This window comes from Algoriella sp. (assembly GCF_036647415.1).
In the GTDB taxonomy this organism is placed as follows: domain Bacteria; phylum Bacteroidota; class Bacteroidia; order Flavobacteriales; family Weeksellaceae; genus Empedobacter.
Genome location: NZ_JAVXKG010000055.1, coordinates 1 through 13,450, shown reverse-complemented (window position 1 = coordinate 13,450; position 13,450 = coordinate 1). Strand labels below are relative to the sequence as shown.

General features: G+C 30.6%; 12 protein-coding genes and 1 pseudogene. 3 read left to right on the top strand and 10 right to left on the bottom strand.

The genetic code is table 11. From position 1 onward, the window contains the following. The 9 genes and pseudogenes from RSC72_RS15250 to fsa form a co-directional block, all read right to left on the bottom strand. The coding region (locus tag RSC72_RS15250; RefSeq protein WP_332578641.1) for an AAA family ATPase at positions 1-593 on the bottom strand (593 nt) is incomplete at its 3' end. 78 nt (positions 594-671) lie between these two features. After that, the gene (locus RSC72_RS15245; RefSeq protein WP_332546236.1) at positions 672-1,436 is read right to left on the bottom strand and encodes a protein kinase domain-containing protein; all 765 of its coding nucleotides are present in this window, start codon (positions 1,434-1,436) and stop codon (positions 672-674) included. A gap of 12 nt (positions 1,437-1,448) precedes the next feature. Further along, positions 1,449-1,721: pseudogene (locus RSC72_RS15240) on the bottom strand (DUF6804 family protein); the annotation flags it as partial. Positions 1,722-1,726: 5 nt separating this feature from the next. Further along, a complete protein-coding gene (locus tag RSC72_RS15235) occupies positions 1,727-2,128 on the bottom strand; it encodes a hypothetical protein (protein ID WP_332546233.1) in 402 nt (133 codons plus the stop codon). Between the two features lie 22 nt (positions 2,129-2,150). Next, positions 2,151-4,670 (bottom strand): Hsp70 family protein, encoded by a 2,520-nt coding sequence (locus tag RSC72_RS15230; RefSeq protein WP_332546232.1) that lies wholly within the window; start codon positions 4,668-4,670, stop codon positions 2,151-2,153. A 14-nt stretch (positions 4,671-4,684) separates the two neighbouring features. Next, entirely contained in the window at positions 4,685-5,590 is a 906-nt protein-coding gene (locus RSC72_RS15225; protein WP_332546231.1) for a hypothetical protein, read from the bottom strand. Positions 5,591-5,606: 16 nt separating this feature from the next. Further along, entirely contained in the window at positions 5,607-7,337 is a 1,731-nt protein-coding gene (locus RSC72_RS15220; protein WP_332546229.1) for a hypothetical protein, read from the bottom strand. Positions 7,338-7,460: 123 nt separating this feature from the next. Next, the gene (msrA, locus tag RSC72_RS15215; protein WP_332546227.1) at positions 7,461-7,994 is read right to left on the bottom strand and encodes a peptide-methionine (S)-S-oxide reductase MsrA; all 534 of its coding nucleotides are present in this window, start codon (positions 7,992-7,994) and stop codon (positions 7,461-7,463) included. A gap of 169 nt (positions 7,995-8,163) precedes the next feature. Then, positions 8,164-8,820 (bottom strand): fructose-6-phosphate aldolase, encoded by a 657-nt coding sequence (gene fsa / locus RSC72_RS15210; RefSeq protein ID WP_332546226.1) that lies wholly within the window; start codon positions 8,818-8,820, stop codon positions 8,164-8,166. Positions 8,821-8,935: 115 nt separating this feature from the next. Here fsa and RSC72_RS15205 point away from each other — a divergent pair, with 115 nt between their 5' ends. Further along, positions 8,936-9,667, top strand: coding sequence for a T9SS type A sorting domain-containing protein (locus RSC72_RS15205; protein ID WP_332546224.1), 732 nt, complete (start codon positions 8,936-8,938; stop codon positions 9,665-9,667). 41 nt (positions 9,668-9,708) lie between these two features. On the opposite strand, the gene RSC72_RS15200 is transcribed toward RSC72_RS15205, so the two are convergent. Further along, positions 9,709-10,461 (bottom strand): SDR family NAD(P)-dependent oxidoreductase, encoded by a 753-nt coding sequence (locus RSC72_RS15200; RefSeq protein WP_332546222.1) that lies wholly within the window; start codon positions 10,459-10,461, stop codon positions 9,709-9,711. Between the two features lie 125 nt (positions 10,462-10,586). Here RSC72_RS15200 and RSC72_RS15195 point away from each other — a divergent pair, with 125 nt between their 5' ends. Together RSC72_RS15195 and RSC72_RS15190 are read left to right on the top strand one after the other, a co-directional pair. Beyond that, complete coding sequence (locus RSC72_RS15195; RefSeq protein WP_332566169.1) at positions 10,587-11,333, top strand: hypothetical protein; 747 nt, start codon at positions 10,587-10,589, stop codon at positions 11,331-11,333. A 38-nt stretch (positions 11,334-11,371) separates the two neighbouring features. Further along, entirely contained in the window at positions 11,372-13,414 is a 2,043-nt protein-coding gene (locus RSC72_RS15190; RefSeq protein ID WP_332547084.1) for a S9 family peptidase, read from the top strand. Positions 13,415-13,450: the final 36 nt, after the last annotated feature.

Here is a 13,450-nt window from a genome sequence, read left to right as displayed (position 1 = left end):
GGTGGCAAATAAATATGTTTGTCTAATCTTCCTGAACGTAAAATTGCTGGGTCAATAGCATTTGGTCTATTTGTAGCACCGATTATAAAAATCCCTTCATCTCCACAATTATTCATTTGTGCCAAAAATTCATTGACAGCACTTGTGTTCATATAGCTTATGTTAGATGTATCTCTGTTGGGAACAAGTGCGTCTAATTCGTCTATAAATATTATGCTTGGTGCGTTTTGCTTTGCTTCATCAAATAAATTTTTGATATTTTCTTGCGAAGCATTAACAAATTTGTTTTGAATATCCGAAGGTTTTATTTGATAAAAGTTAAAGCCGATTTCTTCTGCCATTTTCTCTGTAAAAAATGTCTTTCCGCAACCTGGCGGACCATATAGCAACATTCCGTTTGGTATTGTTAAACCATATTCTGCATAGCGTTCTTTTTGATTTAAAGCATCAATAATATCTAATTGAATGGTGTTTTTTAACTCTTGCATTCCTGCAATGGAAGCAAATCCTTTCCCTTTCTTAATTTCTTTGGGTTGAACTTTATTAACCTTTTCTTCTGGAATTGAAAGTTCAACTTCTAATTCTCCGTTCAATGTTTGAATAAATTCTTTTACAGATTTAAAACGGTTTTCTGCTTTTGGTTGTAATGCTTTTCGGATTATATTTTGTGTTTACTCATCAATTTTGTCAGAAAATTTTAAAGGCTTTTTTCTTTCCTCTAAAATAACATCCTCTAATTGTATTTTATCAGATTTATATTTTGAAATTTCAATAAAATTAGGTGGTAAACCTGTTAGTAAATGAAAATACAATGCACCAACCGAATATATGTCGCTTTGGAATGAAAAGACTTTATTAAAAGTTTCTTTAGCTGTATAGAATAGATTTAAGCCTTCTTTCAGAAAATCTTTGTTGGATTGTTGCAGAAAACGAGCATAACCAAAATCTATGATTTTCGGAATGGCAATGTTGCCCGACAAATCCAACATAATATTTTGGTTGGTAATGTCGTTGTGAATGATTTGCTTGTTGTGTAGATAATTCAAACCATTCAGAACACTCAAAATAATACTTTTTGCTTCATATAAGTTCAACGTATTTTCACGTTTCATTTTATCTGCTAAAGTTTCGCCACTTACAAAATCCAATACCACATAAGCCAATTTTTTGTTGTCAATTACGACATTCCCACTATCGTTGTATTTTACTAAATTTGGATGCTTGATTTGTTTTAGCATTTCGATTTCCAAAATCTCCCCACTTTCTGTAAACTGTGTACGATGCAATTTATTGAAATCAAATAGTTTTAGAAATTTGGCCTCTTTTGTTTCATTTTGTACACGATAAGTTTCGGCATAGCTTCCTTTTTTCAGAAAGAAGCTAACCGAGTATTTACCGTCAATGATTTGACCTTTTGTCAATGTAGATTTAATCATTATTTTTCTTTTAAAAAGACTAATCAATAATCCAACGCCAACAATCACATCTATAATATTCCACAATTCTCGTCCTAATGCAATTTTGAAAAAGGGTTGAAATAACAAAGCTAATACTCCATAGATCAACATTCCAGTTTTTCTATTTTGTTGATTAGCTTGATAAGCCAAAACTGCAAAGCCAATTAATGCTATAAAACGCACTAGTTGATAATAACCATAAGGCATATCCAAAATGCAAACAAACATCAAAACCGTTAAGCCTATTTTTATGAATTTATCCACTAATCCTAATTTTTATCAAATTCTGATTTTGAAATCTGTTTACCTCCACTTAATTGCGGAACGGTAGACTCCTTGATACTAAAAGTTAATGTCATTACAGAATAACCTCTTTCGTCATTTGTAACTTGAAATGGTTGGCCTTTTTGATAAACAGGCTCTTTGCCTTTTAATACAGCTTTTGATTTGGTAAAATATTGTCCACTTTCTGAAAAATAAATAATTTCACTTCCATAAGAACTTATAGTTACTGTTTTGTGTAATGTCATTTTTCCACTTCCTTTCATTACTTTTACAGTCATAGAACGCTGTGAGTTATTTTCTATTGTTAATCTTGCTTGCGCTTGAAGTTGAGCGCAAACAAATAGTAGCAGTACAAAAAAGTAAAATGATTTGAATGTTCCTTTCATAGCTTGATATTTTTAAAAAAAATTATCCCACCAAAACAGAATCATCTCCGCTTGGTCTTTCATCATTTGGTAATAAATCAAAAATTTCTCTGACAATTGGTTGTAAATCTTCTACCGTAGGTTGATCTCCAATTATTTGTAAACCTTCGTTAACCACACTTCTTGCTCTTTGTGAATTTTTCCAATGATAGTTTCCAAAGTTTTGATTGTAGTTTCTAACAAGATTAATTAACTGATAAATCATTGTTAATTGAAAGAAAACACTATTAATTTCATCTAACAAATTGTTTCCTAATTTAATATCTTGAGATTTAATAACTTCCTCTAACTGATTTCTCAATTGGTTTACGATTTGTGTAGAACGGTCATTTCCTAAATCTTTATTAGCTTTCTCTAGTCTATAAAATTTCTCTTTTAGTTCTTCTTCCAATTTAGGCCATTCTGTGGTTTCAGTTAGTTCATCAATATTTTTAAGGGTTTTGCGAAGATTTGTCAAAACTTCTTGTTTCGCATCTACATCGTTTTTATTGTTTGCGAACTTCGTTTCTAAATCTAGAATTTCTTTTTCAGCTTTTTCAATTTTATCATTGCTAATGCCTTCGTCTTTTAGTTCTTCTATGCTTCCTTTTGCTTTACGAATTTCATTAAAAAGCCAAGATGTTTCGATGGAACCTTTAACGGTTTCCACAGGAACATCATAAGTAAAGTCTAAGTAAGGAAAATACGCTGTAACCGTTATTTTTTCTGACCTATCTAGATTTACTGTTAAATCAACATCACTATTTTCGGGTAGTAATGCGGGTAATTCTGCTCCACTGATAATAATAACAGTTACATGGTTGTTGTAAAGAGCCCTAGTTCCGTCTGCTTCGTGTTCTCCTTCGTAAATAGGAATTTTAATAATATCAGATTCCATTCCTGGACGGATTGCTTTTTGTGTTTTTAGTCCATTTCGTGTTCCAATAGCTGGAATTGATTTATTTTTTTCAAGTCCATTCACTGTTTCAAATACAATTTTCCCAGTTTCTCTTTTTTTGATTTCGATTCCTATATTATACGCCAAAGTAGCACTTCCAATTTTAGAACCTTGGATAACTGTGAAAAATTTTGGTTCACTTTCTAAAATATTTCCTTTATCATCATATAGATTAATTTCGAAAGCATTCGTTTTTCCTTCAATTAGTTGAGTTTCGATAACTTCTCCAATTTCATTAATAGCCATCTTACCACTTGACCAAGCTTTATCACTTCTTGTAATTTCCGCAAATACTTTTTCAGGAATTGCACCTTCAGTTTTATCAGATAAAATTTTCAACGTTACAAATTCTTCCAACTCTACAGTAGAAGCTTCGTGTCCTATTTCAATTTGAATTTTTGTTTTATCTCTTGTCTGCTCTTTGATTTCCTCCGAAATATCAACAGTAGAGGCGTATAATGCAGCTCCTTTAGATACTACCGTCATTGGATCAACACTTGTGTCGGGCTTACAAATTTGCTGCTCCAACATTTTTCTGACAACAGGAGAAAAAGTTGGACCTCCGACTAAAATCAAAGAATCCAATAATGAACCTTTTAAGTTATTTCTTTCTAACAAATTTTTACAGACATCAATAGCCTTTTGAAAAATAGGGCCTAAAGCACGTTCCATATCGCTTTGAGTAACTGTAATATCTAATTCGAATTCTTCTCCATTATCATCTTCTCCAGGAATATCACCTAAATCAGATAAAATATTATGGGTGTCATTGAATGATAATTTAATTTTAGTTTCTTCTGCATAAAACTTCATGGCATTACGCAAAATCTGCTTCTTGTTATCATCTTCTAATATTGACTCAATTGCAAAATTATTTTCAATATAAGGTAAGATTATTTCATCAACGATGGCTAAATCTAGATTTTTACCTCCCAAATAATTATCACCTTCGGTATCTTTAACCATCATGATACTATCTTCGACCTTTAGTAAAGCCGCATCGAATGTGCCTCCACCGAAATCGAAAACTAACCAAAAGCCATCTTTCTTTTTAGAATCTAAACCATAGGCCATTGCAGCTGCAACAGGTTCTTGCAACAATTCTATATGATTAAAACCAGCTAATTGAGCGGCTTCACGAGTCGCTTCTTTCTGATTATTACCAAATGCTGCAGGAACGGTAATAACCACTGCATTTACATTTTCATCTTTTACGAAAGATTTTAATGTTTTTAAAACTTCTGCCGATAATTCTTCTGAACTTAAATTTTTATCTAAATTGGAACTGAAGTATTTTTTATCAGTTCCCATTGTTCTTTTGAATTCGATATAAGCATTTGAAGATTTATCTTCACTTTTCATTGAAGTAAGCTTATCCCTTTTTAATGCATTGTAAGCACTGTCTCCAACTTGTATTGCCTGTTTTTTATTAATATACACGCATGAAGGCATGGTATCTTTTAATGTATCTGTTTTTTTGATAATTGCCTCGCCATTCTCTATTCTTGAAATTACCGAATTGGTTGTTCCTAAGTCAATCCCGTAGTCTATTTTTGTTCTTGCCATGAGTTTTTTATATTTTATTCACCAACACTTACTTCAATTTGTGCTGATTGTATCATTTCGTTTTTATAATTTACTTGCGGTTTTATAATTCTCGTAATAATTTGTTTCCCTGTTTCTAAGTCTTCACTTGGGACAAAACTTGGAATCGCCTTCAATCCTTCATTGTATTCTTTACCAATCATATCTACCAACTCATATCCGTTGGAAGCAAAATTATCTTGGATTCTTTTCACCGATGCAGATAGTTGTTTTAAACCTTTTGTTTCAGAATCCATTTGTTGAAGATTCTTTTGGATTCTTATAATTTCATCCGCAACTTTTAAAGCCAAAGAATGGTCTATATCATTATTAGAACTGGTCTGAACAATTTGTTTTTCCTCTTGTTTCAGTTTTAACTGTGATTCCAAAACCTCCACCAATTTGCTATCTAACTTAATACTTTCTTCCTCTAAAGCTATTTTTGTATTTTTTATTTGAGTTTCTACATCGGTTTTGCTCGTTGCAATACGTTTACCCAAAAGCCAATAAATAATCCCACCTAAAAGTAACGTTACTAAAGTTGCAATTATCCAATATAGACGGTTGGTGCTTACATCTTTATCCAACTTTGAAATACTGTTTATTGCAGTAGTTTCTGTTTGTTGAATCTTTGTTCCTAAATCATTTGCAATTGTTTGAATATTTTGAACGTTTTTATTTATTTCCGTTTTTAAACTATCAATTTGCTTTTCTTGATTATTCGATTTAGTTGAAAGAATTGTTAATTTCTTTTTTTGCTGATTGATTACAACTTGTTGATTGTTTAATTTTTGGTTTAACGAACCAATTTCCTGCTGTTGCTTTTGCAAGTTTAGATTTTTTTCTTGTGCAAAAATTATTGTTGCACAAAGGAAAAGTGTTAATAGTATTGTTTTTTTCATTTGTAAATTATTATTCTTAATTAGAATATTCATCTATTTCTTCATTATCATACTCATTTTCATAGTTATAAGAACCTTCTTCATTATTACTATCTGAGTTATAAGAATCACCAAATGATTCATTCTCATATTCGTACATGTTGGAATTAATTCCATCATTATATTCAGATTCTATGAGACTATCACCTCCCTGTTCTTTATAGTCACCCGAAGAAAATGAAAATAATGAAATTAGAATTACTATTAAAAATATAACCCACCAATACTTTCCAATTAATTTTCCAACAGCAAAAAAAACTCCTTCATTATCACTAAAATCACTACTAATTGGTAATGGTTTTTTTTCATTCGATCCATTTGATCTTGTAGTAATTGTTTTCCAGTAACAAATATATTTAACTTGATTTTTTTGATTATTATTTAGTTTACTAATTACAAAGTCTACTAGTAATTTGTATTCCTCTATTTTGATTGATTGAGTAGAAATTTTAATTTTTTCGACATTTCTCAATGGAATAGCTTCTCTAATAAGTTCTACAACTTTGTTCCAGTCTAAAGATTTCTGTTTCATTTCATTAACTTTGCTCCAATTAATTGAAACATTAAATTTTGGTAAACTCAGTCCATTTCCATAATCGTCGTATTGAAGTTTTTCAACTTCTGCATCAATTTCTTTAGAAGCTTTATCGTAAGCAGATTTTATAGACTTTAAAACCTCAATCGCCTGATTAAGCTCTCTGTCTTTCATTCCTTCAAGCGTGCTGATATTTTCTTTTACCTTATTTTTCGTGGTATCATTTACCGCCACGCTTTCGGCTAATTTTACCAGCTTCATAGCTTCTTCAAGATAATTACCGCTTTTTTCTTGCTCTTGGCTTTCGTTGAAGTAATCAATAGAACACTGCAAGATTTCTTTCGCTACATTATCCGCTAACATTTTGTATTGCAGATTGGCATTCCCTACAATATATTTTAAAAGTGTTAATTCATTTTTGGTGTTGCTGTATAAATCTGTTCCAAATTTGTAAGCATTGCTTTTGTTCTTTGCACGTTTTTTAGTGAATTGTTCAATTAACGTTTCAATTTTATGAATCGGCTCTTCGGTAAATTTTTTAGAAAGGTATTTTTTAATTGTTCCGTTGCAATTGCTGAACAATTCCATTGTTTCAGAAGTTGAATATTTGTTTTTAAATTGCATTAGCAATTCATCAATAAACAGTTCAATCTGTTTGTTTTTATCAATAGAAAAAGTTTGATCAGCAACCGTATGTACAAAATCTTTGAAATTTTCCGATTCTATAAGTTTTATTTTAGCTGAAACTCCGCTTTTAGTTTCTTCTTTAGAACCTTCCAATAAATAAAGAGTTCCAATATTGTTAAACGCTGAAAAATTTTTGGATGTAACTTCTTTTTCATCCGTTAACTTATCCCAGATTTCAATAGCCTTTTCTTTATTTCCAGTTATTAAATATTGGAGAGCGGTATTGTCAATAGGGTTCAGATTAGTAAACCAAAATAGGGAATAAGCTACTTTATTTTGATTTTGTTCGATATCAGAAAAGGCTTTATCAATGATTTCAACATTCCGTTGTGGTGATGTCAAAAAAGCAAAATCATATTCGGAAATAATTTCTTTACCAACCTCGCTAAATCGTTTGATTTTACTTTTTTGTTTCAGAATATCTTTTTCAGAACTGTTAGCAAGAATTCCTGCAATCCGATATGGGTTATTAGTTATTGATTTCATCTATAAATATTACGGTTTCGCAAGTTATACAAACTTAGAGATCAATAATTACGGGAATCCGTAAAAAAAGGTAAATAAAATACAAAATCCCTCTGTTTTAGAGGGATTTTTTTGTTTGAAATATTATTTTAAAATCTGTTTAAATTTAGATTTAAATTTTGCAATTTTAGGACCAACTACTGCCGAACAATAAGGTTGATCTGGATTTTCATTGTAATAACCTTGGTGATAATCCTCTGCAGACCAAAACTTCTCTAAAGGCTCTATTGTTGTTACAAATTTGTCTTCGTATAATGTTCCGTTATCAAATTCTTTCAAAGATTCTTCTGCCTGTTTCTTCTGCTCATCAGAAATATAAAAAATACTCGAACGGTATTGTGTTCCAATATCATTTCCTTGTCTATTAAGTTGTGTTGGATTATGAATATTCCAAAAAATTTCCAATAATTCTTTGTACGAAATAATAGAAGGATCAAATGTGACTTCTACAACTTCTGCATGATTTGTTTCCGTTTCGCAAATATCTTTGTAAGTAGGATTTTCTGTATCTCCTCCCGTAAAGCCAGAAATAGCACTTTCTACTCCATTTATAGAGTTGTAAATTCCTTCCACACACCAAAAACATCCTGCACCTAATATTGCTACTTCAACTGCCATAAATTAAAAATTTTCAAAATTAAAAATATCTTTTTCTTTAAAATTTGCAATAGAATTACAAATTTTAATAAACTAAATTAATAAAATTTAATTTTAAAACAAAGAAAAAACCGCTTTAAAGCCTTGTTACGAGCGATAAAACGGTTTTTATATTGTATTAAGAATAATCTTAATTATTTCCTTTTGCGTAATCAGCTAAAAATTGAGCTAAACCAGAATCAGTTAAAGGATGTTTTAATAATCCTAAGATTGAAGATAAAGGTCCTGTCATAACATCTGCTCCAATTTTTGCGCAATTTACAATATGCATTGTGTTACGAACTGATGCTGCTAAGATTTGTGTTTCGTATAAATAGTTATCATAAACTAAACGAATTTCATCGATTAAGTTTAAACCATCTGTCGAAATATCATCTAAACGACCAATGAATGGAGAAACATACGTTGCACCAGCTTTTGCAGCCAATAATGCTTGTCCTACAGAGAAAACCAATGTAACATTAGTTCTAATACCTTTATTAGAAAAATATTTACATGCTTTTACACCATCTTTTGTCATCGGAATTTTAACTACGATTTGAGGATTTAAAGCTGCTAAAGCTTCACCTTCTTTTACCATTCCTTCAAAATCTGTTGAAATTACTTCTGCAGAAACATCACCATCAACCAATTCACAAATAGCTTTGTAGTGATTGATAATATTTTCTTGCCCTGTAATTCCTTCTTTTGCCATCAAAGATGGATTTGTAGTTACGCCATCTAAAACTCCTAAGTCTTGCGCTTCCTTAATATCTGCTAAATTAGCTGTATCGATAAAAAATTTCATTGTTTTTGTTTGTTGAATTGTTTTACAAAAATAAGCTTATTGTTTATAATTTTTACTTTTATTTTCAAATCATTTTTTTAGAGTATCTTTATTAGAATTTATAAAGAAAACTAATATGAAAAAAACTTTATTTTTTTTAATTTCAACACTATCATTATCATCTATTTTTGCTCAATTTAATGAATTGAAAGAAAAAAATTGGGTAAACTCTAAAATTATTTTAGGAGGAAAAGAAATTATTGTTCCAACAAATAATACAAACGATGATTACAAGACAAGTTTAATTATTAATGAATATGGAAACGTAAATAAACTAAATACTGGATTATGTGGGCATATACTTAGTTTAGATATTACTAAGTTTTCTGATTCGTCATTTGAAGGAAATTTTACTGGAGAAACACTTATGCAATGTAACCCTAATTCTAGTTTTAGTAAATACGAAGGTGACTATTTTAAAGTATGGACTTCTGTACTTTCTCAAGATTTAGGTCCATTTACTTATCAAATTAGTAATGATATAAACAATTCACAAGCATTAATTGTAAAAAATAAAAATGGAGACGAAGCTCATTTTAATTATTCAAAATTAAAAACACAGGATTTAAATAATCTAAAAACTACTATTTTTCCGAACCCTGTTAACGAAGAATTAAATATTAACTTTAATACAATTTCTAAAAGAGAAATTACTCTTTCTTCAATTGATGGTAAATTAATAAAAAAACAAATTATAAAATCAAATTACAATCAAATTAATACTTCAAATCTTTCAAAAGGAATATATATCCTACAAATTTCTGAAAATGGAAAAGTAATAAAATCTGAAAAAATTATAAAACAATAAAATTAAAGAGGGTTCAAATTAATTTGAACCCTCTTTAATTTTTATACTGCTGTGTATCCGCCATCTACCAAGTAATATCCGCCAGTTATAAATGATGCTTTATCTGAACTTAAAAATAAAACTAATTCTGCTACTTCTTCAGGTTGACCTAAACGTCCTATCGGATGTTTGGTAACTAAGATTTCTAATTGATCTGCACTAAGATTATCGGACAACAATGGCGTCATAATATAGCCTGGACCAACAGCGTTACAACGAATATTTTTCGCACCATATTCTGCTCCAATATTCTTCGTTAAACCAACAACAGCATGTTTTGCAGATGTATATGCCGAACTAAAAGGCGCAGCAACTGCTCCGTGAATAGATGCCATATTTACAATAGAACCTCCTCCATTTTTTTGCATTGCTTGCAATTGATATTTACAACCATAAAAAACTCCATTAAAATTAATATCAATTACATTTTTCCAACCGTCTAATGGATAATCTTCTGTCAAGGCAGCTGGTCCTCCTATACCTGCATTGTTACATGCAATATCTAATTTTCCATACATCTCAATCGCTTTATTTACCAAAGCTTCATTGTCTTCTGGAGAAGATGTATCTGCCTGAAAAAAAATTGCTTCTCCTCCATTTGCTTTTATACTATTTACGGTTTCGTTTCCTCCAACTTCATTTATATCAGAAACAATAACTTTTGCACCTTCTTTTGCATAAAGTTCTGCTACAGCTTTTCCAATTCCAGATCCTGCACCTGTTACAATTGCTACTTTATTTGCTAAAATTCCCATAATTTTTTGTTTTTAATAAAGTTAAGAATTATAGTTCACTCGAATTAGTTCTTGAATCATAATTAAAATGTAAAAACTCTAATTTTAAATGAATAAAATTTACCTTTGAGTAAATATTAAATTTCATGAAAAATCTTATTGCAATAATTTTACTTCTTTCATTATCTTCTACACAAGCTCAAAATGTAAGTGATTATAAATATGTCATTTTACCAAAATCTTTCAGTGATTTTGAAGATAACCAGTATGGTCTAAATAATCGTGTTAAATATAATCTTGAACAAAAAAAATATATTGTTTTATCTGCCGATCAAACTACATGGCCAGAAGAAGTTAAAAATAATCCTTGTTTAGCTACAACTATAAATGTCAATAAGAAAAAAAGTATGTTGACAAATAAGTTAGATGTTGTTTTTACAAGTTGTAATCAAAATAACGTTGGTACTTTTGAAGGAGTTTCTCGTATCAAAGAATTTGACAAAGGTTTTCAAGAAGCAGTCAAACTCGCTTTCAATACAGTTGGAATTCAAAATGCAAAACCAAGTAACGAAATAGCAAATACAACTCCTAAAACTGTCGAAACTATAAAGCAGCAAGAAATAAAACAAGAAATACCATCTAATACTTATACATCTAACGGAGTAAAATATCAAGTTGCAACTACTGGGAATAATTCTTTCTTGTTAATCAATCAAGATAATAACAAAGTTGTGGCAAATTTTTATCCATCTTCTTTACCTAATGTATATCACGTAGAAGTGATTTCTGATAAAGGACATTACGAAACTATTGGTTATTCAAAAGACAATTCTATTATCATCGAAACTAAAACGGGTGATAAATCTTGGGTAACAACTACGTATACAAAATAAGTTTTGACTTACATTTACACGCTTTAAAAATAAAAACAATGCAAGCACCAATTGCTAAAAAAATAGAAAAAAAGTTAGAAAAACACGGCGATATTCGCATCGATAACTATTATTGGTTAAATGATCGCGAAAATCCAGAAGTGATTCATTATCTTGAAGAAGAAAATAAATATACAGAAGAAATCCTAAAACCGACGGAAGAATTTCAAGCGAAATTATTCGAAGAAATGAAATCGCGTATCAAAGAAGATGACTCTTCTGTTCCATACAAAATAAATGGATATTGGTATTTGACTGAATATCAAAAAGGAAAAGAATATCCTATTCATAAGCGGAGAAAAGATTCTTTGGACAATCCAGATGAAATTTTGTTTGACGTAAATCCAATGGCAGAAGGTCATGCCTACTATAAATTAGGCGGACTTTCAGTTTCTCCAAATAACGAAATGTGTACGTTTGGTGTGGATAATGTTTCGCGCAGAATTTTTACAATTCAAATTAAAGATTTAAAAACCGGCGAAATCTTAGCCGATAAAATAGAAAATACAACTGGAGGTTCGGTTTGGGCTGCGGATAATCAAACATTATTTTATACACGAAAAGACGAAGCTTTACGTGCTTTTCAAATCTGGAAACACAAATTAGGAACGTCTGCTGAAGAAGATACATTGGTTTTTGAAGAAACAGATGATACATTTTCTGTTTATGTATACAAATCTAAATCGAGAGATTTTATCATCATCGGAACTTCAAGTACAGTTTCAGATGAATATAGATATATTAATGCAAATCAACCAGATAGTGAATTTAAAATTTTTCAAAAACGTGAACGTGATTTAGAATATTCTATTGAACATTTTGGAGAAGAATTTTATATTCAAACCAATAAAGATGATGCATTTAACTTCAAATTAATGAAAACTCCGATTGATAAAACGGAGCAAAATAATTGGGTTGATGTAATTCCTCATCGTGAAGAAACTTTTATTGAAGGTTTCGAAATTTTCAAAAACTATTTGGTAATCGAGGAGCGTACAAATGGATTAATCCAAATGAATATCAAAGCTTGGGATAAGTCAGAAGATTATTATTTACCATTTAACGAAGAAACCTATACAGCTGGTTCGGGTACAAATCCTGATTTTGACACCGATATTTTGCGTTATGGATATACTTCTTTAACAACGCCAACTTCTGTGATTGATTTCAACATGAAAGATAAAACTTCTGAAGTCAAAAAAGAGCAGGAAGTTTTAGGAACTTTTGATAAAGATAATTATGTTTCCGAACGTATTTGGGCAGAAGCACGAGATGGAGAAAAAGTGGCGATTTCTTTGGTTCATCACAAAGACACAAAACTTTCTGCGGATACACCATTGTTATTATACGCTTACGGATCTTATGGTTATACGATAGAACCTAATTTTAGTTCAGTACGATTAAGTTTATTAGATCGTGGATTTATTTATGCAATTGCACACATTCGTGGTGGACAATATTTGGGACGAGAATGGTATGAAGACGGAAAAATGTTAGAAAAGAAAAATACATTCTTTGATTACATCGACTGTGCAAAATATTTAATCGAAAAAGGCTACACTTCTACTCCACACTTATATGGAATGGGCGGTTCTGCTGGTGGATTATTGATGGGAGCCGTAATAAATTACGAACCAACTTTATTCAACGGAATTGTTGCTCAAGTACCTTTTGTAGATGTTGTAACAACAATGTTAGACGATACAATTCCTTTAACTACGGGAGAATACGACGAATGGGGAAATCCTAACGATGAAGAATATTATTTTTACATGAAACAATATTCGCCTTACGACAATGTGGAAGTAAAAGCATATCCAAATATGTATGTTTCGACAGGTTTACACGATTCGCAAGTACAATATTGGGAACCTGCAAAATGGGTTGCAAAATTACGCGAGTTAAAAACAGACAACAATATTTTACTTTTAGACACCAATATGAATACAGGTCACGGAGGTGCTTCTGGTCGATTTGAGTCGCTAAAAGAAGACGCAAAAGAAGATGCTTTCTTGTTTATGTTAGAAGGTATTACGAAATAAATATCAAACAAAAGCCAACGAGTTCGTTGGCTTTTG

Coding starts and splice junctions, on each gene's coding strand:
- RSC72_RS15235 (WP_332546233.1), bottom strand. CDS start 2,128: ATGAAAGGAACATTCAAATCATTTTACTTTTTTGTACTGCTACTATTT.
- RSC72_RS15245 (WP_332546236.1), bottom strand. CDS start 1,436: ATGATTAAATCTACATTGACAAAAGGTCAAATCATTGACGGTAAATAC.
- fsa (WP_332546226.1), bottom strand. CDS start 8,820: ATGAAATTTTTTATCGATACAGCTAATTTAGCAGATATTAAGGAAGCG.
- RSC72_RS15205 (WP_332546224.1), top strand. CDS start 8,936: ATGAAAAAAACTTTATTTTTTTTAATTTCAACACTATCATTATCATCT.
- RSC72_RS15220 (WP_332546229.1), bottom strand. CDS start 7,337: ATGAAATCAATAACTAATAACCCATATCGGATTGCAGGAATTCTTGCT.
- RSC72_RS15195 (WP_332566169.1), top strand. CDS start 10,587: ATGAAAAATCTTATTGCAATAATTTTACTTCTTTCATTATCTTCTACA.
- RSC72_RS15230 (WP_332546232.1), bottom strand. CDS start 4,670: ATGGCAAGAACAAAAATAGACTACGGGATTGACTTAGGAACAACCAAT.
- RSC72_RS15190 (WP_332547084.1), top strand. CDS start 11,372: ATGCAAGCACCAATTGCTAAAAAAATAGAAAAAAAGTTAGAAAAACAC.
- RSC72_RS15200 (WP_332546222.1), bottom strand. CDS start 10,461: ATGGGAATTTTAGCAAATAAAGTAGCAATTGTAACAGGTGCAGGATCT.
- RSC72_RS15225 (WP_332546231.1), bottom strand. CDS start 5,590: ATGAAAAAAACAATACTATTAACACTTTTCCTTTGTGCAACAATAATT.
- msrA (WP_332546227.1), bottom strand. CDS start 7,994: ATGGCAGTTGAAGTAGCAATATTAGGTGCAGGATGTTTTTGGTGTGTG.